This is a genomic window from Luminiphilus sp. nBUS_07, from assembly GCF_051201685.1.
Lineage (GTDB): Bacteria > Pseudomonadota > Gammaproteobacteria > Pseudomonadales > Halieaceae > Luminiphilus.
Window position 1 is genome coordinate 2,831,559 of record NZ_CP179213.1, and the last position, 25,436, is coordinate 2,856,994.

General features: G+C 53.7%; 21 protein-coding genes and 2 tRNA genes. 2 read left to right on the forward strand and 21 right to left on the reverse strand.

Features of this window, described 5'->3' with window-relative positions; translation table 11 throughout:
* Positions 1 to 38: 38 nt before the first annotated feature.
* The 11 genes from infB to rlmE all read right to left on the reverse strand — a co-directional run bounded on the left by infB (position 39) and on the right by rlmE (position 11,757).
* Positions 39 to 2,789, reverse strand: a complete 2,751-nt coding sequence (gene infB, locus ACMAZB_RS12605; RefSeq protein WP_435217654.1) for a translation initiation factor IF-2 — start codon at positions 2,787 to 2,789, stop codon at positions 39 to 41.
* Positions 2,790 to 2,842: 53 nt separating this feature from the next.
* Positions 2,843 to 4,333, reverse strand: coding sequence for a transcription termination factor NusA (gene nusA, locus ACMAZB_RS12610; protein WP_435217656.1), 1,491 nt, complete (start codon positions 4,331 to 4,333; stop codon positions 2,843 to 2,845).
* Between the two features lie 52 nt (positions 4,334 to 4,385).
* Positions 4,386 to 4,886, reverse strand: coding sequence for a ribosome maturation factor RimP (rimP, locus tag ACMAZB_RS12615; protein ID WP_435217658.1), 501 nt, complete (start codon positions 4,884 to 4,886; stop codon positions 4,386 to 4,388).
* A 96-nt stretch (positions 4,887 to 4,982) separates the two neighbouring features.
* A tRNA-Met gene (locus ACMAZB_RS12620) sits at positions 4,983 to 5,059 on the reverse strand.
* A 423-nt stretch (positions 5,060 to 5,482) separates the two neighbouring features.
* Positions 5,483 to 5,568: transfer RNA gene (locus ACMAZB_RS12625), tRNA-Leu, on the reverse strand.
* Between the two features lie 6 nt (positions 5,569 to 5,574).
* Positions 5,575 to 6,003 carry a preprotein translocase subunit SecG gene (gene secG, locus ACMAZB_RS12630; protein WP_435217660.1) on the reverse strand — a complete coding sequence of 143 codons (429 nt, stop codon included), beginning with the start codon at positions 6,001 to 6,003 and terminating at the stop codon, positions 5,575 to 5,577.
* A complete protein-coding gene (gene tpiA, locus ACMAZB_RS12635) occupies positions 6,003 to 6,746 on the reverse strand; it encodes a triose-phosphate isomerase (protein WP_435217662.1) in 744 nt (247 codons plus the stop codon). Before tpiA ends, secG begins: the two co-directional genes overlap by 1 nt.
* Before the next feature lie 84 nt (positions 6,747 to 6,830).
* Positions 6,831 to 8,171, reverse strand: coding sequence for a phosphoglucosamine mutase (gene glmM / locus ACMAZB_RS12640; RefSeq protein ID WP_435217664.1), 1,341 nt, complete (start codon positions 8,169 to 8,171; stop codon positions 6,831 to 6,833).
* Entirely contained in the window at positions 8,168 to 8,983 is an 816-nt protein-coding gene (gene folP / locus ACMAZB_RS12645; protein ID WP_435217666.1) for a dihydropteroate synthase, read from the reverse strand. The genes glmM and folP overlap by 4 nt, the downstream gene beginning before the upstream one ends.
* Before the next feature lie 69 nt (positions 8,984 to 9,052).
* Positions 9,053 to 10,966 (reverse strand): ATP-dependent zinc metalloprotease FtsH, encoded by a 1,914-nt coding sequence (ftsH, locus tag ACMAZB_RS12650; protein WP_435212355.1) that lies wholly within the window; start codon positions 10,964 to 10,966, stop codon positions 9,053 to 9,055.
* A gap of 164 nt (positions 10,967 to 11,130) precedes the next feature.
* The gene (gene rlmE / locus ACMAZB_RS12655; protein ID WP_435212357.1) at positions 11,131 to 11,757 is read right to left on the reverse strand and encodes a 23S rRNA (uridine(2552)-2'-O)-methyltransferase RlmE; all 627 of its coding nucleotides are present in this window, start codon (positions 11,755 to 11,757) and stop codon (positions 11,131 to 11,133) included.
* A 62-nt stretch (positions 11,758 to 11,819) separates the two neighbouring features.
* Here rlmE and yhbY point away from each other — a divergent pair, with 62 nt between their 5' ends.
* Positions 11,820 to 12,155, forward strand: coding sequence for a ribosome assembly RNA-binding protein YhbY (gene yhbY / locus ACMAZB_RS12660; RefSeq protein ID WP_435216033.1), 336 nt, complete (start codon positions 11,820 to 11,822; stop codon positions 12,153 to 12,155).
* 68 nt (positions 12,156 to 12,223) lie between these two features.
* Here yhbY and feoB read toward each other — a convergent pair whose 3' ends face one another.
* From feoB to carA, 5 genes are all read right to left on the reverse strand, one after another.
* Positions 12,224 to 14,053, reverse strand: coding sequence for a ferrous iron transporter B (gene feoB / locus ACMAZB_RS12665; protein ID WP_435217668.1), 1,830 nt, complete (start codon positions 14,051 to 14,053; stop codon positions 12,224 to 12,226).
* On the reverse strand, positions 14,050 to 14,322 hold the full coding sequence (locus ACMAZB_RS12670; RefSeq protein ID WP_435212360.1) for a FeoA family protein: 273 nt from the start codon (positions 14,320 to 14,322) through the stop codon (positions 14,050 to 14,052). Before ACMAZB_RS12670 ends, feoB begins: the two co-directional genes overlap by 4 nt.
* A gap of 73 nt (positions 14,323 to 14,395) precedes the next feature.
* Positions 14,396 to 14,872 carry a transcription elongation factor GreA gene (greA, locus tag ACMAZB_RS12675; RefSeq protein WP_435212362.1) on the reverse strand — a complete coding sequence of 159 codons (477 nt, stop codon included), beginning with the start codon at positions 14,870 to 14,872 and terminating at the stop codon, positions 14,396 to 14,398.
* Complete coding sequence (carB, locus tag ACMAZB_RS12680) at positions 14,869 to 18,090, reverse strand: carbamoyl-phosphate synthase large subunit (protein ID WP_435217670.1); 3,222 nt, start codon at positions 18,088 to 18,090, stop codon at positions 14,869 to 14,871. Before carB ends, greA begins: the two co-directional genes overlap by 4 nt.
* Position 18,091: 1 nt before the next feature.
* Positions 18,092 to 19,243 (reverse strand): glutamine-hydrolyzing carbamoyl-phosphate synthase small subunit, encoded by a 1,152-nt coding sequence (gene carA, locus ACMAZB_RS12685; protein ID WP_435212366.1) that lies wholly within the window; start codon positions 19,241 to 19,243, stop codon positions 18,092 to 18,094.
* A gap of 246 nt (positions 19,244 to 19,489) precedes the next feature.
* Between carA and ACMAZB_RS12690 the strand changes: the two genes are divergently transcribed.
* On the forward strand, positions 19,490 to 20,707 hold the full coding sequence (locus tag ACMAZB_RS12690) for an MFS transporter (protein WP_435217672.1): 1,218 nt from the start codon (positions 19,490 to 19,492) through the stop codon (positions 20,705 to 20,707).
* Positions 20,708 to 20,758: 51 nt separating this feature from the next.
* On the opposite strand, the gene ACMAZB_RS12695 is transcribed toward ACMAZB_RS12690, so the two are convergent.
* Genes ACMAZB_RS12695 through ACMAZB_RS12715 form a run of 5 tightly spaced genes read right to left on the reverse strand, consistent with a single transcriptional unit; the run spans position 20,759 to position 25,432 of the window.
* Positions 20,759 to 21,190, reverse strand: coding sequence for an acyl-CoA thioesterase (locus tag ACMAZB_RS12695; protein ID WP_435217674.1), 432 nt, complete (start codon positions 21,188 to 21,190; stop codon positions 20,759 to 20,761).
* Between the two features lies 1 nt (position 21,191).
* The gene (locus ACMAZB_RS12700; protein WP_435220088.1) at positions 21,192 to 22,337 is read right to left on the reverse strand and encodes an iron-containing alcohol dehydrogenase; all 1,146 of its coding nucleotides are present in this window, start codon (positions 22,335 to 22,337) and stop codon (positions 21,192 to 21,194) included.
* Positions 22,338 to 22,339: 2 nt separating this feature from the next.
* Positions 22,340 to 23,320: an NADPH:quinone oxidoreductase family protein gene (locus ACMAZB_RS12705; protein ID WP_435217675.1), complete on the reverse strand. Its 981-nt coding sequence runs from the start codon at positions 23,318 to 23,320 to the stop codon at positions 22,340 to 22,342.
* Between the two features lies 1 nt (position 23,321).
* Entirely contained in the window at positions 23,322 to 24,500 is a 1,179-nt protein-coding gene (locus ACMAZB_RS12710; protein ID WP_435212372.1) for an acetyl-CoA C-acyltransferase, read from the reverse strand.
* Between the two features lie 11 nt (positions 24,501 to 24,511).
* On the reverse strand, positions 24,512 to 25,432 hold the full coding sequence (locus ACMAZB_RS12715; protein WP_435212374.1) for an SDR family NAD(P)-dependent oxidoreductase: 921 nt from the start codon (positions 25,430 to 25,432) through the stop codon (positions 24,512 to 24,514).
* Between the last annotated feature and the right edge of the window lie 4 nt (positions 25,433 to 25,436).

The window sequence follows — 25,436 nt, forward strand, 5'->3', positions numbered from 1 at the left end:
ATACGCTGTGTCCTGCTATAGTCTTTAGGCACTGGCGATCAGAGTGTTCGTGCGATCTCGTTGACGTCAAAGACTTCAATGAGGTCACCCACTTTAACATCGGTGTAGTTCTTCACCCCGATACCACACTCAACACCATTACGGACCTCGCTGGCGTCATCTTTGAAGCGTCTCAGCGACTCGAGCTCACCCTCGTAAATAACAATATTGTCCCGAAGTACGCGAATCGGCTTGGAGCGATATACCGTGCCTTCGGTCACCATACAGCCAGCGATCTGGCCAAACTTCGGTGACCGGAACACATCTCGGACCTCAGCAATGCCAATAATTTCCTCACGGAGCTCTGGAGACAGCAAACCACTGAGCGCGGATCTGACATCGTCGATCAAGTCGTAGATCACTTTGTAGTACCGGACTTCTACGCCTTCTTGCTCGGCAAGACGACGCGCACCCGAATCGGCTCGGACATTGAAACCGAACATAATCGCTTCAGAGGTCAACGCGAGACTGACATCAGACTCGGTCAACCCACCTACACCGCTGGCGACTACATTGACCTTGACCTCATCATTGCCAAGATCTGCCAAGGCACCCTGGAGGGCCTCAAGAGATCCTCGCACGTCAGCCTTTACAACGAGGTTCAAGACTTTGCGCTCACCGGCGGTCATAGATTCGAACATATTGTCGAGCTTGGCTGCCTGCTGGCGTGCCAATCGGTTCGTGCGCAACTTCTCAGAGCGGCTTTCAGCGATCTCGCGAGCTCGTTTCTCGCTTTCAACAACCACAAAGGAGTCGCCAGCATCTGGCGTACCATCTAGCCCCAAAATTTCTACAGGGATACTAGGGCCCGCGTCGTCAATGGGCTGCGAGGACTCGTCCAACATCGCTCGCACGCGGCCATACTGTAGCCCTGCAAGAACGATATCCCCCTGACGAAGGGTGCCCTGCTGAACCAGCAAAGAGGCGACTGAACCACGACCCTTATCGAGGCGGGATTCAATTACGATTCCTTGCCCAGCGGTGTCTCTGGGTGCCTGTAGCTCTAACAGTTCAGACTGCAGCAGTAGTGCATCTAGCAGTGCGTCAATACCTTGGCCGGTTTGAGCCGACACCTCGATAAACTGTGTATCACCACCCCAATCCTCAGGAATGACGTCCTTTGCCGCAAGCTCGTTCTTCACCCGATCGGGATCCGCAGCCTCTTTGTCGATTTTGTTGACCGCCACAACCAAAGGCACTTCCGCGGCGCGGGCGTGCTGTATCGCTTCTTCGGTTTGGGGCATTACGCCGTCATCGGCAGCAACCACCAAAATCACAATGTCAGTTGATCGAGCACCGCGAGCACGCATGGAAGTAAAGGCAGCGTGTCCGGGAGTATCTAGGAAGGTAATCATTCCCTGCCCTGTCTGCACGTGATACGCACCGATATGCTGCGTAATCCCGCCTGCCTCACCGCTGGCCACCTTAGTTTCACGAATGTAGTCCAGCAATGATGTCTTGCCGTGATCGACGTGGCCCATCACCGTGACAACAGGGGCACGCGGTGTAAGCGTTCCCTCTTGTTTGGCAATGGCCTCTTCGAGTTTATCCTCAAGCTCGTCTTCACTGACCAACTTAACTCTATGGCCCAGCTCTTCGATAACCAGCGACGCGGTATCCTGATCGACCATCTGATTGATCGTGGCCATGACACCCAAGCGCATTAACTCTTTTATGACCACCCCCGCTTTTACCGCCATTTGTTGTGCGAGCTCGCCAACGGAGATGTTCTCGGGAACATTAACGTCGTAAACAATTTTTTCTGTTGGCTGGGCAAACCCGTGTTTGCTGTGCTCTTCATGGCCTTTTTTGCGGCGGCCACCACGGCGGCGCCCGGCGCCACCCTCGGCGGCTTCGATATCACTCATCGACAGATTGTGACCGCGCTGCTTGCCTCTAGCGCCCGCAATTGAGGTTCTAGCCAGGCGCCCACGGCCGGGTTTCTTGCGGTCGTTATCTTCGCGGGTTGTGCGACTTGCGGGCGCATCATGCATGCGCTTTGGCTTGCGATCAGCATCGGGTTCACTGGGCGCAGCGGACCGTTTGGTTGCCTCTGCCTGCCGAAGCTTATCTTCCTCGACCTTGCGTTGCTCTTCCTTTTTACGCTCTTCAGCCGCAGTCTCTAGGGCCTGTTTACGCTGTTCTTCTTCAGCCTTGCGACGGGCTGTAGCGCGCTGACGTAATACTTCAGGATCTAGGCTTGATAAATCCTCGTCCTCTAGCTCAACGGGTGCAACAGTCTCAACAGCGCCCTCAGATTCCGGCTCGGTAGCGTCCAAGTTAGCGGTGCTATTAGCAGCGGATCCCTCACCCTCTGTCGACGCGGTGGCCTCAGTCAACGACTCGGAAGCATTAAGCGCTGTTTCAGCAACACCGTCAGCAGAAACGGAGGATTCATTGGCGCCTTCCGCGGCAATGGCAGCTGCCTCGAGCTCTTCCCCAGCAACGTCTTCCTGCTCGTCACGTTTAACGTAGGTGCGCTTTTTACGCACCTCTACGTTGACCGTACGCTTTCCGCTACCACCCGTTCGCAATGTGCTGAGCTGTTTGCGTTTCAGCGTGATTTTACGAGGCGCGGCTTCACCCTCACCATGGCTGCGCTTCAAGGCAGCCAGGAGGGTTTGCTTATCCTCCTCTGACACCTCTTCGTCTGCAGCCGAGTGCGACAATCCCGCCTCTTTCATTTGGGACAGCAATCTCTCGACGGAGGCACCCACCGTCTCGGCTAGCTGTTCTACTGTCTGTGCCATCTGTTACTCCTGATCCGTCAGACTTGGTTGATATGGATTGAACCCGATAAAAATCAGGCTTCCTCCTCCGCAAACCAAGGTGCTCGAGCGGTCATAATCAACTCTCCCGCTCGCTCTTCGGTCATGTCTTCTATGTCCATCAAATCGTCAACGCCTTGCTCGGCGAGGTCTTCCATTGTTACTACGCCTCGACTCGCGAGTACAAATGCAAGGTGCCGCTCCATGCCTTCCATAGTTAGAAGGTCTTCCGCAGGCTCAACATCCAGTTTTTCTTCGGTCGCAATGGCCATGGTTAACAGCGCGTCTTTGGCACGAGCACGAAGTTCTTCGGATATTGCCTCATCGAATCCTTCGATACCCATCATTTCCTCAAGCGGTATATAGGCCACCTCGTCGAGAGTCGTGAAACCCTCTTCAACTAGCACCACAGCGACGTCTTCATCAACATCGAGAGCATTCATAAAGGTTTCTATAATTTCAACGGCCTCTGCCTCCTGACGCTCAACCGCTTCGTCAGTGCTCATGACATTGATCGTCCAACCGGTGAGCTCTGAGGCGAGGCGAACATTCTGCCCACCACGGCCAATAGCTTGAGCCAAATTGTCTTCTGCAACGGCGACTTCCATCGTGTTGCTATCTTCATCAACAACAATCGACTCTACTTCCGCTGGAGACATTGCGTTAATAACCAGCTGAGCGGGGTTATCGTCCCAGAGAATAATATCCACGCGTTCATTATCGAGCTCATTGGAAACGGCCTGCACACGTGAACCTCGCATGCCAACGCAGGCTCCAACAGGATCGATACGTTGGTCTCCGGTTTTCACCGCAATTTTAGCCCGAGATCCCGGATCCCGCGCTGCCGCACGGATCTGGATAACGCCTTCTGAGATCTCCGGCACTTCAATTTTAAACAGCTCGGTCAGCATTTCCCGGCAGGCTCTCGACATAACGAGTTGAGGGCCCCGAGACTCGGTATTTATTTCACTCAAAATTGCACGCACCCGATCGTTGATTCGGAACGTCTCTCTGCCGACCAACTCTCCCCGAGGCAGTAACCCCTCGGCATTATTGCCCAAGTCAACAATCACATTATCGCGGGTGACTTTTTTAACGATCCCCGCCAGAAGCTCACCAGTACGATCTCGATATAGATCGACGATTTGCGCCCGCTCGGCGTCACGTACTCGCTGCACAATGACCTGCTTGGCCGTCTGGGCAGCAATGCGACCAAAGTCTGCATTCTCAATAATTTCCTCGTGCACATCGCCGACTTGCAAGCTCGCATCAGCTTCTGCAGCCTCCTCAGTGGTGAACTGCGTCCCCAACAAAGCCAGCTCCGTGTCAGGAACCACCAACCAACGCCTGCGGGTTTGATATTCACCGCTCTCACGATCAATCACCACTTCGATATCGGACTCTTCGTCGAAGCGTTTTTTCGCCGCCGTCGCAAGTGCCAACTCGATAGCTTCGAAAATAATATCTTCCGAAACACCTTTCTCTGCGGAGACTGCCTCCGCAACCATCAATATTTCTTTACTCATCGTATTCCTCGCAGCGACCCGCTACCCTGGGCGACCTTGTTGCTCTCTTGAATTACTGCCCGGATGTCTCCGGCGACTTTGTTTTTTTCCCACCAGTATCCAACCTAGGTTGTACTCGTGCTCTATCAATTTGTTTGAGCGGAAGAAGATAATCATGATCTTCTACACGCACTACCACGTCCTCACCCTCGATACCCATCAACCAACCCCGAAAGCGACGCCTACCCTCAAATGGAAATCGCAGCTTCACCTCAATCGGCTCGTTAATATAAAGCGCATACTGCTCGACTTTAAACAAAAGCCGATCGATCCCTGGAGAAGACACCTCTAAAGTGTAATCGCCTGATATGGGATCCTCCACATCCAGCACCCCGCCAACATGTCGGCTTACCTTGGCGCAGTCATCAACACTGACACCCGTTTCCGCTTCAATAAAGAGTCGAAGTGTCGGGCGCCGGTTGGGCGACAAAAGCTCTAGACCCCACAGCTCGAATCCTAAAGATTCCACCGTAGGCGTCAGTAACTCCGACAATCGTAATTCTTTTCCTGACATACACGTTGCATCTCAAGTGTGTTTTCAGCGGATACAAAAAAGCCCCAAACAGGGGCTTAAACGTGATGGCTGCCTGAGCAATGGCTGCCATCGATTTGGTAGCGGGGGCCGGATTTGAACCGACGACCTTCGGGTTATGAGCCCGACGAGCTACCAGGCTGCTCCACCCCGCATCAAAACCTGTTGTGACCACCCCTGTAGGGAACGCTGCCAATATCCGCGTTACCTTTGGTTGTCACCTTAGCGGGTCAAACCCACTAAGCAGAGGCGCAGGAGTATAGGGATGCGCCACCTTAACGTCAACTCAGCACTTGATTATTTGCAATAAAAAGACACGGGCTCTAAGTGCGAAAAAAAGTCCCCTAGTAACCACTGACGGGCCTAGTTCTTCGACTCAAAATCTAGTTTTGCCCAAAAGAAGCTCAGACCTTCGGTTTGCAAGCCTAACAACTGTAGACCAACCCCCGCAGAGAATGTTGGACAGGTAGACTTCAGCCCCATTGGTCCCCCGACTCTTTTCTGCAGTGCGTCAAAAGGGGTCTAAGTCGTGTTTCAAAAAAACAAAAAAAAGACCCAAACAGGGTCTTTAGTTGTGTTGGTGCGGAAGGCGGGACTTGAACCCGCACAGCCATAGGCCACTACCCCCTCAAGATAGCGTGTCTACCAATTCCACCACTCCCGCATTTTTTTAACCCTCGGGTAAATCCTGCCCCGAGTCAATAACATCACCTTCTGCTGAATCCAGCGAGGGTAAATCAGACCCGTCGCTCTCAAAAACCGTCTCGGGGATATCGCCCGCAGGCAGGTCGCTTTCAAAAGACTGCACAGGTGCAGCTTCCACGGCCTCCATAGGTAACTCGAACCCCAAATCATCTTCACCAGCGGTTCGGCTATCAGCAATCATTGCCAAGCCAAAACTACTGGCGAAAAAAGCAGCCACCAACCAAGCTGTTAATTTTGTCAGCAAATTAGCACTACCGACGCTACCAAGCAGTGTCTGAGAGCCACCGGCGCCAAAGGATGCGCCTATGTCAGAGCCTTTGCCCTGCTGCATCATTATGAGACCGATAATGCCCAAGGCCACCAGCAGGTGTACCACCAAAATAATCTGTTCCACTACGCCCTCCCAGCGCTTGCTGCGCTGGCAATTTGCCAAAAGCTATTGGCATTTAAAGAAGCTCCCCCAACGAGAGCCCCATCAATATTATCGCACTCAAAGAGTACACCTGCATTTTCAGGCTTCACGCTGCCCCCGTAGATAACAGGAATGCCAGCACCGGCCTCACCAAAATGACCCTGCAAGCACTCTCTGATCACTCCGTGCATGGCTTCAGCCTGAGCCGGAGTTGCCGTACGTCCTGTGCCAATTGCCCAAACCGGTTCGTACGCTACAACTAAATTTTCGCAAGGTACCTCCGCCAACGAGCGCAGTAGCTGCTCGGTGACAACCTTGTCTTGCTGATCCGCATCGCGGTGCGCCAGGGTTTCCCCAACACAAACCACCGCTTGTAACCCTTGGGCAATAGCCAACTGAGCTTTGACCGCTACCTGAGCATCGGTCTCGTTATACAGAGCCCGCCGTTCGGAGTGCCCGATAATGACATAGCCACACCCGAGATCACTGAGCATTTGAACCGACACCTCACCGGTGAAAGCACCCTCAATCCGATCGGCACAGTTTTGAGCTCCCAGTGCAACGCCTTCCAATGCCCCGCTAACACTCGCCAAATAAGGCGCAGGCGGACAAAGGACCGCGTTGACGTCTGTCAACCGAGGCAGCGCGCGCCACTCCTTTGAAAATTCTGCGATCAGCTCGAGGCTGCCATGCATTTTCCAATTGGCGATGACTAGTCCCGCCATCAGGCTTGCTCCAGCCAGATCAGGCGCGCGAGAATAGCGGAAGGCCCTCGCGACCGCAAGCTCCCCAGACCCGAACAACCGATATCAAGCGCTGCGAATGACACCGGCGACCTGTTCGGCTAGCCCTTGGATTTCTGCGGCGTCATCACCTTCGACCATGACTCTGATAACGGGCTCAGTCCCTGACGGACGTAACAAGAGCCTTCCCCGACCCTCCAAAACATTTTCTACTTCTCGACAAACAGCAGACACCGGGTTGTCTCCTGCCAGATCAAGGTCGGTCTCTGGCAGCGGCACATTAATCATAACTTGGGGCAAGCGCTTCATACCCGAGAGTAAGTCCGACAGGGTCCGACCACTGGCGACGATAGCCTTGATCACCTGCAGTGCGGCTACAATGCCATCACCCGTTGTGGTGACGTCACCACAAATCAGGTGTCCAGACGACTCTCCGCCTAGCTGCCAACCCTCGGCAGCCATACGCTCTCGGACATAACGATCACCCACTTTCGTTCTAGCTAGCTGAACACCCTGCTCCCCGAGCGCAATTTCCAGACCCATATTCGACATCTGTGTGCCCACCACACCCGGATCCGATTGTCCGACCGCTAGCCGGTGCATCGCGAGAACATAAAGTAGAGCATCACCATCAACCAGAGACCCATCAGCATCAATGAAGAGAACACGGTCGCCATCCCCATCAAAAGCAACTCCGAAGTCTGCGTTGGTCTCAACTACCCGCTGACTGAGCAATTCGGTTGCCGTTGAACCGACGCCTTCGTTGATATTAAAACCATCTGGATCGGCGCCAATCACCGTGACATTGGCACCCAACTCACGAAATACAGGGGGCGCGACGTTATACGTCGCGCCATGGGCACAATCCAGGACGATGTTTAAGCCTTTGAGGGTGTATTGCCGGGGTAACGTCGCTTTACAGAACTCAACATACCGACCCGCGGCGTCATTTAGCCGTGTCGCCTTGCCCAACTGTGCCGAATCTACTGTTTGCATGGGCGCTTCCAGCGCTGCTTCGATAGCCAGTTCAAGTTCATCGGATAGCTTTGCACCAAGGCCCGAAAAAAACTTAATCCCATTGTCATAATAGGGATTATGGGAAGCACTGATAACGATGCCCACCGCAGCATTTTGGCTGCGAGTCATCATGGCAATAGCAGGCGTAGGCAATGGACCCAGCAACTTTACATTCGCCCCTGCAGCCACTAATCCCGCCTCGAGCGCAGACTCGAACATATAACCTGAAACTCGGGTGTCCTTACCAATAATGACCGAGACCTTCTCTCCTAGTCGCTCCGAGAATACCTGGCCGCAAGCCCACCCCAGCCGCAGCATAAATTCTGGAGTGATGGGGGCTTCTCCGACGCGGCCGCGAATTCCATCGGTACCGAAATACTTTTTACTCATAGTGAGGCCTCTGCAAAGGCGGTCATCATAGCGACAGCATCCAAAGTTTCAACCACATCATGCACTCGTAAAATGTGAGCGCCACCAGTCATTGCCAACACGGCCAGCGCCAAACTCGCGGGCATACGCTGCGTCGTATCGCGATCAATCACCGAGGCTATCATGGACTTCCGGGATAGCCCTACCAGAACAGGTTGTCCCAAGGCTGCCACCTCAGGCAGACGCTTGAGCAAGCTGAAATTATGCTCAGGGGATTTTCCAAAGCCAAAACCGGGGTCAAAAATCAAGCGCTCACGAGGAATGCCTGCGGCACTACAAATTGCAGCACGCTGCTCGAGAAACTCAGTGACCTCTGACACCACATCTACATATTTAGGACCCTGCTGCATCGTCAGCGGATCCCCTTGCATATGCATCAAGCAAATAGGTAAGCCCGTCTTAGCCGCGGCTTCCACAGCGCCGTCTCGACCCAGCGCCCGGACATCATTAATCAAGCCGACCCCTGCTGCGGCGCCGGCGAGCATGACATTAGGAGAACTGGAGTCTAATGAGATTTCAACATCGAAGCGGCTTTTAACGCAGGTTATTGCGCCAAGGACGCGATCCATCTCCTCCTGCTCGGAGACCGCCAGTGCACCGGGACGTGTAGATTCGCCACCGATATCGAGAAACGAGGCACCAGCAACCACCATGGTTTCAGCAACTCGGCAGAGGGCGTCCAGGTTTAGGCTTGAAGCGCTAAACAGTGCTCCACCGTCTGAAAATGAATCGGGAGTAACGTTGAGAATTCCCATGACCAAGGGACGACTCAAGGAAAATTCCCGGCCAGGGCACACTAGCTGTGTGGGCCCATAGCCCGGTTTTTTCATGGTGTTAGACGATTAATGCTCTCCAGCGGGATCACCAATAGGCCCCACGGAGTCGGTGGACGAAGAGGCGCCACCGCCATCTGATTGACTGCCTCCGGAATCACCCCAATCCGCAGGCGGGCGGGGGGTGATGTCGTTCATAATATCGTCAATCTGCTCGGCATCGATGGTCTCGTACTGCATCAGTGCCTCAGCCATTACATCGAGCTTTTTGCGATTTTCCTCGAGGATTTGATGCGCGCCTTGATAGCATTCATCAATGATCGTTCTCACCTCCTGATCTATCGCGCGCGCAGTATCGTCTGACATGGCTTTAGCCGGCTGACCGGCGCTGCGACCCAAGAATACTTCTTCGCCACCTTCGTCATACATCAACGGACCCATCTTCGGCGAGAGGCCCCACTTAGTGACCATATTTCGAGCAATCTCCGTTGCCCGCTGAATGTCGTTAGAGGCTCCTGTTGTAATCCCCTCGGGACCCAACGTCATTTCTTCGGCAACACGACCACCAAACAAACTAGTGATTTGACTCACAATATGTCGTCGGCTATGACTGTATCGGTCTTCCTCAGGCAGGAACATGGTGACACCCAGTGCTCGACCACGGGGAATAATAGACACCTTGTACACCGGATCATGCTCGGGCATTAAACGCCCCACAATCGCATGCCCCGCCTCGTGGTATGCCGTGTTCAGTTTTTCCTTTTCTGACATGACCATGGAACGCCGCTCTGCGCCCATCATGATTTTGTCCTTGGCCAGCTCAAATTGCTGCATGCCCACCATGCGCACGCCAGAGCGTGCAGCAAAAAGGGCTGCCTCGTTCACCAGATTGGCAAGATCCGCACCCGAGAATCCGGGGGTTCCTCTAGCGATTTTCGACGGATCAACATCCTCACCCAGGGGAACTTTGCGCATGTGCACCTTTAAAATGTGCTCTCTGCCCCGTATATCCGGTAGGCCTACAACCACTTGACGATCAAATCGTCCGGGACGCAATAACGCTGGATCCAACACATCTGGCCGGTTGGTGGCGGCAATAACAATGACACCATCGTTGACTTCAAAACCGTCCATCTCCACGAGCAATTGGTTGAGTGTTTGCTCTCGCTCGTCGTGTCCGCCCCCCAAGCCCGCGCCACGGTGACGGCCAACGGCATCGATCTCGTCGATGAAAATGATGCAGGGCGACTGCTTTTTGGCTTGCTCAAACATGTCGCGAACCCGAGAGGCGCCAACGCCAACGAACATTTCGACAAAATCCGAACCCGAAATTGAGAAGAAGGGGACCTTGGCCTCTCCCGCAATGGCCTTGGCCAGCAGCGTCTTACCCGTTCCCGGCTGCCCGACCATCAAAATACCTCGAGGAATCCTGCCACCTAACTTCTGGAAGCGGCTGGGATCCCGCAGGTATTCCACCAACTCTTGCACGTCTTCCTTGGCCTCGTCGACTCCAGCCACATCGGCAAAAGTCGTTGTTATCTGGTCTTCACCCAACAGCTTGGCTTTGCTTTTGCCGAAGCTCATGGGGCCGCCTCGGCCACCGCCACCACCTTGCATCTGGCGCATAAAAAACATAAACACGGCGATGATAATGAGGATGGGGAAACTGGCGACCAGCAGCTGTGTCCAGACACTTTGCTGCTCTGGCTTCCTGCCCTCAACCTCCACACTGTGCGTGAGCAGGTCATCCATAAGCTTTGGATCTTCAACCATGGGTCGAATCGTTTCAAAGGTTGAGCCGTCATAGCGTTCCGCACTAATTGTGAGCCCGTCTACGACCACCTTGCGGATTCGATCGTTGTTAATTTCCTCAATAAAGCTGGAGTAACCCACCTGCTCGCTGGCGCCCTGCATACTGAAATTATTAAATACAGAGAGCAAGACTGCGGCAATTACCAGCCACAAAAGCAAATTTTTCGCCATGTTGTTCAAAATTTTTCCCTCACTCCAAAATCTGAGACACGTGCAGCATGCCAGTATAAAGGCTTTACGTTGGTGCGCCACGACTAGATTTCAAGCCCCTTTGGGGGTCAAAAACCTGCAATTTACGCGGAATAATCACCCCTACAGCGCTAGGAGCTGTTTTATTACTGGCCTTTAAAGCCGGTGGCCACCAAATAAACCTCTCGAGATCTGGGGCGAGAAGCCTCGGGCTTGCGCGTCAAAACACGATCAAAATGCTGCCTAGCGGTTCCCAAAACCGCCTCAAATCCCTCACCCTGAAAAATTTTAGTCACGAACGTCCCTCCCTGTATGAGGGTATGAGTTGCTAAATCTAACGCCAATTCAACCAAATACATGGATCGAGGTTGATCCACAGCGGTAACGCCACTCATATTTGGCGCCATATCGGACAAAACAACGTCGACCGGGCGCTCGCCCAATAAGACCTGTAAGGCTTCGAACACAGCCTCCTCCGTAAAGTCACCAAGCAGAAACTCCACATCCGCAAGGCTGTCCATTGGCAGAATATCACTGGCAACGACGCGCCCACGTGCGCCCACCATCTCGACGGCGACTTGCGACCATCCACCGGGAGCCGCACCCAGATCCAAGACCGTCATGCCCGGCTTGATAACTCGATCACGATCGTTGATTTCTTTCAGCTTATAGCAGGCGCGCGAACGATAGCCCTCTTTTATTGCACGTTGTACATAGAGGTCTTCGCGATGCTCTTTTAGCCACGCCCGACTCGAAGAACGTTTCTTAACCATAGGTGGGGGACTCTTATCATGGTCTGTCGTACACTACACGGCCCTGAGTATAGATGACCACGATGGAAAGCGAGCGCAAATCCCCAAAAACCTCACTGAGCAATAAGCTGCTTCGGCAATATCGTGCCATTGCCCACAAACTAAATCCCGTTGTGCGAGTCGGCGGAAATGGGTTGAATGAAAACGTGTTGGCAGAGGTGGATCGGGCGCTGGGCGACCACGAACTTATCAAAATTAAAATAGCCGTTGGTGACCGCGACCTTCGAGACGCCATGATCGAGCAACTGTGCCAAACAACCCGCGCGGAACTTGTGCAACGCATTGGCAATACCGCAACCCTGCTGCGCCGTAATCCACAAGCCGACCCTCGAAAATCAAATCTGCAACGGGCCTTGTAGCGACGCATCGAACTGCCACCTGCGACCTCCGCTTGTAGGGCTGTGCTGTAAACGGCAAATAAATATGCCTAAAACAGTACGCTCACCAACTGAAAGACCAACAGTGACAGAAGGTAAGCCCCTACGAGGTAACTCACGAGCATGCTAAGAGCTAGGCGCGTTGAGCCCTCACGGGCGAGGATAACCACAGTAGAAACGCATTGCAGGGCAACCGCAAAAAAGACCAACAGTGCGATACCAGAACCCAATGGCAAACCGCTCGCCTGAATGTGATCAACCAGCGGCAGCATATTTTCCTCTGACCCCTCGATACCAAAAATGGTCCCTAAGGTGCCCACAAAGACCTCTCGGGCCAGAAAGCTGGTGAGAATTGCGATCCCGTAACGCCAATCCAGCCCCAAAGGTGAAAAGATCGGCTCGACAAAATGTCCTAAGGTTCCCAGCCACGACTGACCTAAATCGGCCCCGCCATTTGGAAAATAACCCAGCACCCACACCACCATCGTCACCGCAACAATGATCTTGCCTGCCTGAGTCACAAACTGATGACAGCGATTCCAAGCATTACGCAACAATGGCTTAGCCGTTGGCAGACGGTATGGTGGCAATTCGAGTACGAAGGGTTGCTCTGCTTGCTGGCTCTTAGACGCCTTACTGACAAAACCTGTCACCATTAGCGCGACAAACATCCCGAAAAAATAGATCGCAAACAGCGCCAAGCCCTGCCACCCCACAAGGCCCAATAAAACGGTATCACTCGGGATAAACGTGGCAATCAAAAGCGCATAAACCGGCAATCGTGCCGAGCATGGCATTAGAGGAATCGCCAAATACGTCATCATTCTTTGTCGGGGAGAATCGACAGATCTCGCGGCGTAAATAGCTGGAATCGCGCAGGCAACCCCCGACAACAGCGGTATAAAACTTTTACCCGTCAGGCCGAATATCCTCAGCGGTCGGTGACAGATAAGTGCCGCTCTAGCGAGATAGCCTGAATCCTCCATAATGCCAATAACCAAGGTCAACACGAATATCTGCGGCACGAACACTAAGAAGGCGCCGACACCACCAAACAATGCGTCGGCCACAAAATCAGCCATAATTTTGTTGGGGATGAGAGGAACCACCACCTGACCAAGGCCGGAGACCAGAGACTCAACCGCGTCCATCACCGGGGCCGACCACGTAAAAATCGACTGAAAGAACAGAAACATAATGAAGAAAAACGCCAAACCACCCAGTGCTGAGCTCAGAAAAAAGCGGTCCAGCCTAAGCTGTGAGTGAATCAGCACATCGCCCTTTGGGCTAAATTTTTGAGCCAGTTGCTGCGCTGAGCCCCGCAAAATTTCGTTAGGCGTTTCACGCCAATTACGACTTACCGTGGCTTGTGGCGCGGCAGTCTCTTTAAGACCATCAATAAGGGTCTCAAAACCCAAGCTTTCCCGGGCCGACACTGAAATCACCGGCACACCCAAAGCCGTTGCGAGCCCAGCAGCATCAAATTCAAGCTGGTTATCCCTGATCACATCACACATGTTGGCCAACACGGTGACCGGCTTTTGGTGATGCTGGCACTCTCTAATCACCTGCAGAATGAAATGCATGCATTTCTCAAGCCGCGTTGCATCTGCAACACAGAGCACATGACTAACCTTATCGTCTGCAAGCGCCTCATTGAGAAAGCTCACAGCGATGGCTTCTTCACCTGAAATAGGCTCCAGTGAATAAGTGCCAGGAAAATCAACGAGCTCTATGTCAGGCAAACTCACCATGGGGCCACTAGCCACATCGACAGTTATGCCCGGATAATTGGCGACCCGCTGACTCAAACCTGTCAGGCGATTAAAAAGCGAGCTTTTCCCTGAATTAGGGCTGCCCAGCAACAGTACCTGCTTCACGATTTAGCTTCCGCGGTATCACCGGTCGACACAAACACAGCCGCCGCAATTTCCTTGTCCAGAGAAAATACCGAATTACTGATGCTGTACACCCTAGGAGCACCGAAGCCCGGGTTTAGTAAGCAATGGACGCGGGCACCGGGCTGAAAACCAAACTCCATGACGCGCCCTTGGTACGACACCGGCAACCCATCGCCAAAACCGGTAACCATGGCAGCGTCTCCGGGGCGCAGGTCCCAAAGTGCTTTAGCAGCGGGCGCATTATTCATAGAGAGCACTTAATGAGAAAGAGAATCAATACAGGCTATCGGGAAAGGAGCGCAGATTCAAATCAAGACCACTTCAAATGTGCTGTACACGCTCGATTTCGTAATAAATATCCCCGCTGGGGGCCTTCACCACGACCTCATCACCCTCACTCTTGCCCACCAAGGCCCTCGCAATAGGAGAGCTCACAGAGATCAGGTTTGCCTTAACATCGGCTTCATCCTCTCCCACGATTCGATAGGTCACGGCGCTGTCGTTCTCTGTATTAATGAGATCAACCGTCGTCCCAAAAATAACCTTCCCTGAATTGGGAATTGCACTGACATCAATAACTTGGGCATGAGACAGTTTGTGCTCGATATCCTGAATACGACCTTCGGCAAAACTCTGCTGCTCCCTCGCCGCGTGGTACTCGGCATTCTCCTTCAAATCACCATGCTCACGCGCCTCAGCAATGGCCTGAATAATACGCGGGCGATCTTCGCGCTTCAGTCGGTCTAGCTCCTCTCGAAGGGATTGCTCTCCAACAAGGGTCATGGGCACTTTGTTCATGCGGTGATGCTCTCGTGTAAATCCTGCAACCTTCTCACAGAAATATCGGTTTCCTGCTCCAGCGCCATGCAGACTGCCTCTGCTGCCGCTAATGTCGTGGTATAAAAAACCCGGTGCTGCTCGGCGCTGGCACGGATTGGAGCAGAGTCCTGTATTGCCGTTCGGCCCTCGGTGGTATTCACCACCAAGCTGGCCTCGTCATTTTTTATCAGATCAACGATGTGGGGTCGACCCTCTCGAACCTTATTAATTCGACGGACTTGCAAACCTGCCGATTCCAGTGCCTTCGCGGTGCCACCCGTAGCAGCAAGAGTAAAGCCGCGGTCCACCAATCGTCTAGCTACATCAACAGCAGCTGGTTTATCAACATCCCGCACACTAAAAAGTGCTAGACCCGACTGGGGTGGCACGTCTCCAGCTCCAAGCTGTGCTCTGGCAAATGCCGCGGCAAAGGTGTCTCCAGTCCCCATCACCTCACCCGTCGACTTCATTTCCGGACCCAAAATAGGATCAATACCGGGAAACTTGTTGAAAGGCAGTACCGCTTCTTTCACCGCGAAGTAAGGCGGCACCACTTCCCGAGTCACGCCTTGCTCAGCCAGTGACTGACCCGCCATGCAGCGCGACGCTATCTTCGCCAGGGATATGCCCACGGCTTTAGAGACGAAGGGAACCGTTCTGGATGCCCGGGGATTAACTTCAATAACGTAGATTTCATTATCTTGGTAAGCGAGCTGAACATTCATGAGCCCGCACACTCCAAGCTCAATGGCCATTGCACGGACCACATCCCGCATTTGGTCTTGGACTTCAGCATCGAGGCTGTAAGGTGGCAGTGAACAGGCAGAGTCACCAGAGTGCACGCCAGCCTGCTCGATGTGCTGCATTATGGCTCCGATGACGACTGAATCACCATCGCTCACGGCATCGATGTCTACCTCGATAGCAGCACTGAGAAAGCTATCGAGCAACACCGGTGAGTCCTCAGAGACTCGCACCGCATCACGCATGTAGCGCAACAAATCTTCTTCCCGGTAAACAATCTCCATAGCGCGGCCACCGAGCACATAGGACGGACGCACTACCAGTGGATAACCAATCGCTGCTGCCGCTGCAATCGCCTCATCAACGCTGCGTACTGTCGTATTTTCGGGTTGCCGCAACCCCAATTTCTGGATCATATGCTGGAAGCGCTCACGATCTTCAGCGCGATCAATCTGATCGGGGGTTGTACCAATAATAGGCACACCCGCGCTTTCCAGAGCCCTTGCCAGCTTCAGAGGTGTCTGCCCACCAAACTGGACAATCACACCCTCCGGCTTTTCTAAATCAACAATTTCCAGAACGTCTTCAAGGGTTACCGGCTCAAAATAGAGGCGATCCGACGTGTCGTAATCTGTCGACACGGTCTCGGGATTACAGTTAACCATGATGGTTTCATAACCGTCCTCACGCATAGCGAGGGCGGCATGGACGCAGCAATAGTCGAACTCAATTCCCTGACCAATACGGTTAGGGCCACCGCCAAGCACCACAATTTTGCGACGGTCGCTGGTTGCGGCCTCACACTCTTCCTCGTAAGTCGAGTACATGTAAGCGGTCGAAGTCGCGAACTCTGCAGCGCAGGTATCTACCCGCTTATACACTGGACGTAAGTCAAGACTATGGCGGTAGTCGCGCACCTCTGCTTCAGAGGTTGCCAACAAAACCGCTAACCGGGCATCAGAGAAACCCTTGCGCTTGAGCACTCTGAGTTCGGCGTAAGTCAAACTACTCAGCGCCCTACCCACTAAATGGGCTTCGGCTGCTACCAGATCTTCAATTTGCACTAGGAACCAAGGGTCAATGCCCGAGTAACCGGCGACCTCCTCGAGGGAGAAATCGGAACGAAAAGCATCGGCTACAAACCAAATCCTCTCTGCGCAAGGATTGGTTAGCGCATCGATAAGCTCAGCACGGGTATCGGCATCGGTGACGGTTATTTGTGATTCAAAGCCCGATGAACCCACCTCTAAGCCACGAAGGGCTTTTTGCACGGACTCTTGAAAGGTGCGGCCGATAGCCATCACCTCACCCACAGATTTCATTTGCGTGGTCAGCCGTGCATCGGCGGTCGCAAATTTTTCAAAGGCGAAGCGTGGAATTTTGGTAACCACATAATCTATCGACGGCTCAAAGGATGCCGGCGTGGCGCCCCCGGTAATCTCGTTTTCGAGCTCATCAAGTGTGTAACCCACGGCGAGCTTTGCCGCCACCTTAGCGATGGGGAACCCGGTTGCCTTGGAGGCCAAAGCAGATGACCGGGAGACCCGCGGGTTCATCTCAATGACCACCATACGACCGGTATCGGGGCACAGGCCGAACTGAACATTTGAGCCGCCAGTCTCCACTCCGATTTCTCGCAAGACGGCGAGAGAAGCGTCACGCATCACCTGATACTCTTTATCCGTCAGGGTCTGAGCAGGGGCAACCGTAATCGAGTCGCCAGTGTGCACTCCCATAGCGTCGAAATTTTCAATCGAACAAATAATGATGCAGTTATCTTTACGATCTCGCACCACCTCCATCTCGTACTCTTTCCAGCCAATCAGCGATTCGTCGATGAGCAATTCATTTGTTGGGGACAGGTCAAAACCACGCTGGCAGATGGCCTCAAACTCATCACGATTGTAGGCAATACCTCCACCGGACCCACCCATCGTAAAAGACGGCCTAATAATGCAGGGAAAGCCAAGGTCGCCCAAAACTTTGAAGGCCTCATCCATGGAATGCACGGTAGAGGCCCGGGGCGTCTCCAAACCAATCCGCTTCATTGCCTGATCGAACAGCTCTCGATCTTCCGCCTTATCGATCGCATCTTTACTGGCACCGATCATCTCTACGCCGTACTTATTCAGCACACCCTCGGCAGCCAATTTTAGGGCGCAATTTAGCGCTGTTTGCCCACCCATAGTCGGCAAGATGGCATCGGGTCGCTCTCGCTCGATGATACGGGCTACTGTCTGCCACTCCACCGGCTCGATATAGGTCGCATCGGCCATCGATGGGTCAGTCATAATGGTCGCAGGATTTGAATTAACCAATATGACTCGATAACCCTCCTCGCGCAGTGCCTTGCAAGCCTGTGCACCGGAGTAGTCGAATTCACAGGCCTGCCCAATAACGATAGGACCAGCGCCTAGTATTAATATGCTTTCTAAGTCATAACGTTTTGGCATATCAACCGCCCTCCTGCTCGGCTCGCCGGTCTCTCATGGCGCGTATGAAAGGGGCGAACAGCTGTCCAGCGTCTCGAGGGCCTGGACTTGCCTCGGGATGACCCTGAAAGCTATAAGCAGGCACGTCGTTGCGGGCAATCCCCTGCAGAGAGCCATCAAATAAGGACCTGTGGGTGACACTCAATGTTTCTGGCAACCCCTGTTCAGAGACCGTAAAACCATGATTCTGGCTTGTCACCATGACTGCGCCATCGGCGAGCTTTTGCACCGGATGATTGGCACCATGATGACCAAATTTCATTTTTTCGGTACTAGCGCCGCTTGCTAACGCCATAATCTGGTGCCCCAAACAAATGCCAAAAAGCGGGATCCCACGAGCCATAGCGGCGCGAGCAAGCTCGATCGCATAATCGCAAGGTTCGGGATCTCCGGGGCCATTAGAAAGAAAAATACCGTCAGGTTCGTAGGCGCATACAGTTTCAATATCAGACTGAGCAGGGAGCACGGTCAACGAGCAGCCTCGATCGACTAACATTCGCAAGATGTTGCGCTTCACGCCAAAGTCTATGGCCACAACGGAAAAATTAGCGGAGGGTGCCGGGCGCTGGTCACTGCCCCATTGCCAACTGCCTTCCTCCCAACGGTAGGGTGTTGGCGTCGTAACTTCCTTCGCCAGATCCATACCCACCAGCCCGGAAAAATCACGGGCCTGAGCTAAGGCAGCTTCAACGTCTGGGTTTTCACCCGCCACAATACAGCCACTCAATGCGCCTTTGTCTCGCAGGATTCGCGTCAATTTTCGCGTGTCGATATCGGCAATCGCCACGACGCCCTCAGCAACGAGGTAACTCGACAGGCTCTGCTCACTGCGCCAACTGCTGGCAACAAGAGGCAGATCCCGAATCACAAGGCCCGCCGCATGAACACCCGTCGACTCGGCATCTTCAGAGGTGACGCCCGTATTGCCAATATGTGGGTAAGTCAGGGTAACAATCTGTCGCGCGTAGGAAGGATCAGTGAGAATTTCCTGATAACCCGTCATGGCAGTATTAAAAACCACCTCACCGGTCGTCTGGCCCTCTGCACCCACAGAAGCACCGCGAAAAATCGTGCCATCTTCTAGTGCGAGGATAGCGGTGTTTGACACATTCATCTCCCAGTCAGCAAGGCCCGCACGGCTGTCATAATGAGTCACCCGAGTGCCGACGATGGGACTGGGTGTGACGCGTATTGGCAATGGCTTGAATAACGCTGGGTCAACATACTCGTGGAGAGCAAAGACCCCGCCGGCTGGGACGCTAGTCTATTTGAACACCCTTGCTCTGTCCATGAACAACCGGAAAACATTGTGTTCGGCGTCACTTCCTCTAGGATGCCCCATGCCAACTCAGAGACCCTCATGACCAGCGATAGCATTCCCACCAATGAAGACCAGCGTTTAAGCCCCTTACAACTAGGGCTGCTCACGATTGGACTGCTGACAACGGCTGTTGGCCAATCCTTTATTTTTGCGATCCTGCCCCCCTTGGGGCGTGAAGTGAACCTAACTGTCTTGCAAATAAACACCATTATTGCGTCATCGGCTTTAGTGTTCAGTGCCGCAGCGACAGTTTGGGGCCGAATGTGTGATCAAATCGGTCGCAAACCGGTCATTCTCATTGGCTTAACCGGCTACGCAGTAGGTAATTTTGTCTTCGCCATGATCTTCGACGCAGCCATGCGCGGTTGGCTCGCAGGACCTCTGCTGTTTGGACTGATTTTGTTGGGACGTTGCTCTCAAGCAGTGGTTATGTCGGGCACTAACCCCGGAGCTGCGGCTTATGCAGCAGACTTCAGCTCACGAGAACACCGGACCAAGGCTCTGGCACGCCTGGGCACTGCAAGCAGTCTAGGGATGATTATTGGTCCCATCTTAGCCGGGGCTCTTGCTGGCTTTGGGCTTCTTTTTCCGCTTTACACGGCAAGCGGCTTGGCCGCACTGGCCGCGATCGTCATTGCCCTTAAGTTACCCCCGGGGAAAATCAAAGAGGCCAAGTCCCGAACAACCAAAAGACTGCGTTTTATCGATCCGAGGCTGCGCCTTTATTTGCTGTGCTCCTTTGGCGGTTTCACCGGTTTCGCCGGGCTGCAGCAAACCCTGGGTTTCCGACTTCAAGACATGCTGTCCCTAAGCGGCACCGAGACCGCTCAGTACACTGGATTCGCGCTGATGGTCGCCGCACTATTTTCCTTTGCCATGCAGCTCTTTGTCGCTTCACGTTTCCAAGGCAGACCGATCACACTGATACGCGCAGGCGTAGGGCTGCTTTTCTTGGGGGCTTTAGTTATCGCGATCCCTGGTTCTTTCGTTCTGGTGTTAGTCGGCATGGCATCTTTGGGGGCAGGCCTGGGTCTTGCTGTTCCAGCGATTGCCGCTTCGGCGTCACTAGCCGTATCTCATGAGGAGCAGGGTGCGGCAGCGGGCCTAGTGACCGCCTGTCCCGCAGCAGGATTCGTCACAGGACCGTTAATCTGCGGCTTCTTGTACGAGATCGATCCCACATTTTCAGCTTTGGGGGCTGCCACAATTTTGATCATGGTGGTTATCACCGCATCACGCATGCAAGGCAACAGATAAGCAATCGGTTGCACGCGTAGGGACAGGCTTAGTAACAGTCACTCCCCGGGGCTACAGCAACACCTCAAGAGCTTTAAGAATAGTCGGAGGTATCGCGGCCGACTTTCCCGAAGCCTGATCGACAAAAGCATGGGTAAAACGCCCAACCGCTCGAGTCGTATCTTCTGTTGCTGAAAATACGCCCAGTTCCCAAGACACCGACTTAGTCCCTAAGCGTTCTATTCTCAGCCCCAACTCCAATATTTCGGGATAACTCACTGGCGCAAAATAATCACAAGCCGAAGCCACAACATAGCCCACCACAGGATCATGACCGGGGCGCATTCCCCCGCGTTCTATTAAAAATTGGTTCACGACGGTATCGAACCAGGCGTAATAGACCACGTTGTTGGCATGACCATAAATATCGTTGTCAGCCCAACGGGTTGGCACGTCGTAAAAAAGAGCGTAACGCGTTCTGTGAGCGGGTTCGGGATGGGCCATATCAACCTGACCAGGCTTTTTCGTACAGCTGCAGGGCGCAGGCCTCGGTAACCTCCACCGGATTGTTAACCAACAATCGCTGTTGCAACATGGCGTCGGCAGCGAGCATCGGCAAGTCATCTGCCGCAACTCCGGCTGCTTCCAGCGTTGCTGGCAGACCGGAAGTCGCGATCAGGTCGTCAAACCAAACCATCAAGCCAGCAGCACTGGTCGCCACACCACCGGGCAACTCCTCGGCTAGCTCGCCGTAGTCCTTTTGCACCATCGGCGCGTTGAAGGCCAACACAGCAGGCAGCATGAGGGAGTTACTCAAACCGTGGGGAATATGATAGTGCCCACCCAGTGGGTAAGCGAGGGCATGCACAGCTGCAACGGGCGCGTTTGCAAAGGCCTGTCCCGCAAACATGGATCCCAGCAACATAGCCTCGCGAGCGGCAAGGTCTGTTGGCTGGGTCAGCACCGTATTAATATTGTGCGACAGCAAGCGCAGGGCTCTCAATGCAAGCATGTCCGATATGGGGTTCTTCTTAAGCTTTGACGTATAAGCCTCGATAGCATGCACCATTGCATCGATACCCGTCATCGCCGTTGCGCTTCGCGGTAACCCCAGGGTCAATTCAGCGTCTAAGATCGCAACGTCGGGTAGCAAGACCGAAGAACTCACTCCCGCCTTAGTCGTTGCCCCCGTGGTAATCACCGCCACAGGGGTGACTTCAGAGCCAGTCCCCGCCGTTGTGGGAACCAGAAACAAGGGTAGACGCCCGGGGGGCAACTGATCGACGCCGTACATCTCTGCCAGCGATTGATCACCAACCATCAGAACAGATACGACCTTGGCGACGTCCATAGAGCTCCCGCCGCCAACAGCGATCACGCCGTCAACATTGTTTTCCCTTGCGACAACACAAGCCGCCTCAACCACATCCTCGCTGGGGTCAGCAGCAACGCCGTCAAAAATCGTCAAGGCATCACACTGCACTGATATCGCTTGAGCGATAGGTGCAATAAGCCCCAGGGTGACCAACCCATTGTCAGTCACTATCAAGGGTCGCCTCACGCTCAGCTTTGCGCACTCGTCCCCCAATGTCCCTGCGAGGCCTGGGCCGACACGAACGTGGGGGACTGTGCTATAGCTGAAAGACGTCATGCTCAAAAAGTGAAGATCACTTTACCTTTGGCTCGGCGTTCCATCATGGCTGCATATCCCGCTTCGAACTCAGCAATAGGGAAAACGTCAGTAACCACTGGCTTGATTTTCTCAGCCTCAAACCACTCCCACAGAGTCTTCACGTTTGACAAATGCTCCTCGGGTTCTTCCGCCATAAATCGTCCCCAAAATACACCGACGATTTGACAGCCCTTCAGCAACGTTAGGTTTAGCGGCACCTTGGGAATCGGGCCATTGGCAAAACCAATCACCAAGAATCGGCCTTGCCATGCCATGGAACGCAGTGCAATTTCACTGAAATCACCGCCCACAGGGTCATAAACTACGTCTACCCCACGACCCTCGGTCAACTCTTTAATACGACCTTTGAGATCCTCGGTGCTGTAGTTAATGACCTCATCGGCGCCTAGCTCCTTGCACAATTCGAGCTTTTCATCACTGCTCGCTGCGGCAATCACTTTGGCGCCCAAAGCTTTACCCAGCTCAACAGCGGTACTACCCACGCCGCCCGCAGCGCCCAGCACTAAAAGGGTTTCTCCGGGTTGAATGTTAGCGCGTTGAACCAAAGCGTAGTACGAGGTGAAGTAGGTAATACCAATACCAGCAGCCTCCGTCATCGTTAGCGCCTTGGGTTTAGGCAAAAGGCTGTTTTCGTTCACGACCAGAGTATCGGCAAAGCCTCCGGCCATGCCCATTTGCACAACCTCATCACCCACCTGCCAACGGCTTACGTCGCTGCCAATAGCCTCAACTACGCCCGCACATTCACCGCCAGGTACAAATGGCAGCTCTGGTTGAAACTGATACTTACCCTGAATAATCAGCACATCAGGAAAGTTTAGGCCCGCTGCCTTGACCCGCATAAGCACGTCGTTAGCGCCCAGTTCGGGCACTGGCCAGTCATCACACAAGTCGAGCTTTTCAGGCAGTCCGTGCTCCCTGCATACCAACGCAATGGCCATATCAGTAAACCTCGAACAGGCCAGCGGCACCCATACCACCGCCGACACACATGGTGACAACGACGTATTTGACGCCGCGCCGCTTACCTTCCAGAAGGGCATGGCCAATCATGCGTGAGCCACTCATTCCGTAGGGGTGTCCCACGGCAATCGCCCCACCATCAACGTTGAGTTTATCGTTATCGATACCCAGCTGATCTCGGCAGTAGAGAACCTGAACTGCGAAGGCTTCGTTGAGTTCCCAAAGACCAATGTCATCAACGCTGAGACCATGCTGCTTCAATAATTTGGGCACAGCAAAGACCGGGCCGATGCCCATTTCATCGGGTTCGCAACCAGCAACCGCCATACCACGATAGGCGCCCAAAGGTTGAAGACCGAGCTGCTCTGCCAGCTTAGCTTCCATCAGCACTTGTGCCGAGGCGCCGTCTGAAAGCTGCGAGGCGTTGCCGGCCGTAATAGTGCCGCCCTCGATTACGGTGCGCAGACCCTTAACGCCCTCAAGCGTTGAAGGTCGAACACCTTCATCGGCGGTAACGGTTACTTCCGCCTCAGACTGCTCGCCAGTTTCTTTGTTCCAAACAATTCGAGTCGCGGTGACTGGAACGATTTCATTGTCGTACTTGCCTGCTTCGTAGGCTGCTGCAACACGCAGCTGAGACTGCAAACCGTACTCATCCATCGCGTCCCGAGTAATGCCGTACCGATTGGCTACAACCTCAGCGGTCTGCAGCATTGGCATGTAAATATTCTTGTGCATCCCCATCAGTTCCTCATCTGCCAGGCGATGAGAATTCATGTGCTCATTTTGTACCAGCGAAATAGAGTCTTGACCGCCACCAATGGTGACATCCATGCCATCTACAATGATCTGCTTAGCCGCCATCGACACCGCCATGAGGCCAGAAGAACACTGACGGTCAATGGTTTGACCACTGACAGTAACCGGCAAACCACCTCGCAGGGCGGCCAGACGACCGATATTCATACCTTGAGTACCCTGCGTCAGCGCAGAGCCCATGGTGACATCATCAACGCGATCACCTTCAATGCCTGCGCGCGCAACTGCAGCACGAATAGCGTTACCACCCAAGCTTGGGCCTGCCAGATTGTTGAAGCTTCCGCGATAGGCTTTACCGATTGGGGTGCGAGCAGTTGAAACAATTACAGCTTCTCTCATGATCTAATTCCTCAGTTTTCCAGTTTAATTCCCAGACCTTCAGCGGCTTTGCCCACCATCTTGAAGGTTTGCTCAAAGCCTGCCTTGAGCTGTGTTTCAGGTCCTTGGGAGATTTGCTCCCAGTGCGCAGCCAAGCCCTCAGGCGTCTGCTGATCTTCTGGCAACCAAACGCTGTCGGTTTCGACAATTTTTGCCACCGCATAAGAGCCAGCACCAGCCGCTACGATTGTTTGGGTTGGCGCATCCTCACTCACCATAAACAACACCGCAGGAGTGACGGTTTCAGGTGTTAAAAGGTTGAAGGCTTGCTCACCCATCAAACCCTCAGTCATACGGGTGCCCGCTGTAGGTGCCAAGGCGTTGACACGAATATTGTATTTAGCGCCCTCCTGAGCCAGGGTATTCATTAACCCCACCACACCAAGCTTGGCTGCACCGTAGTTACTCTGACCAAAATTTCCGTAAAGCCCGCTGGAGGATGAAGTCACCACAATGCGGCCATACTCCTGCCCCTTCATAATGTCCCAAACGGCCTTGGTGCAGTTCACCGTACCCATCAAATGGACTTCGAGCACAGTCCGGAAATCTGCCAAGTCCATTTTAGTGAAGCTCTTATCTCGCAGGATCCCAGCGTTGTTGACGAGGATATCGATGCGACCCCACTGCGCCATGACCTTCTCGACCATATCGGCCACATCATCGGCATTGGCAACATTGGCGGGGTGCGCCATCGCCTCACCACCAAGGGCCTCGATCTCGGCTACGACCGCCATCGCGGCGTCGCTATTTTGGCCCTCGCCGTTTACTGAGCCACCGAGGTCATTGACCACAACCCTAGCGCCACGCTTGGCCATTTCAATGGCATGGCTTCTTCCAAGACCGCCACCGGCCCCAGTGATAATGGCAACTTTACCGTCGTATCGAATCGTCATAATT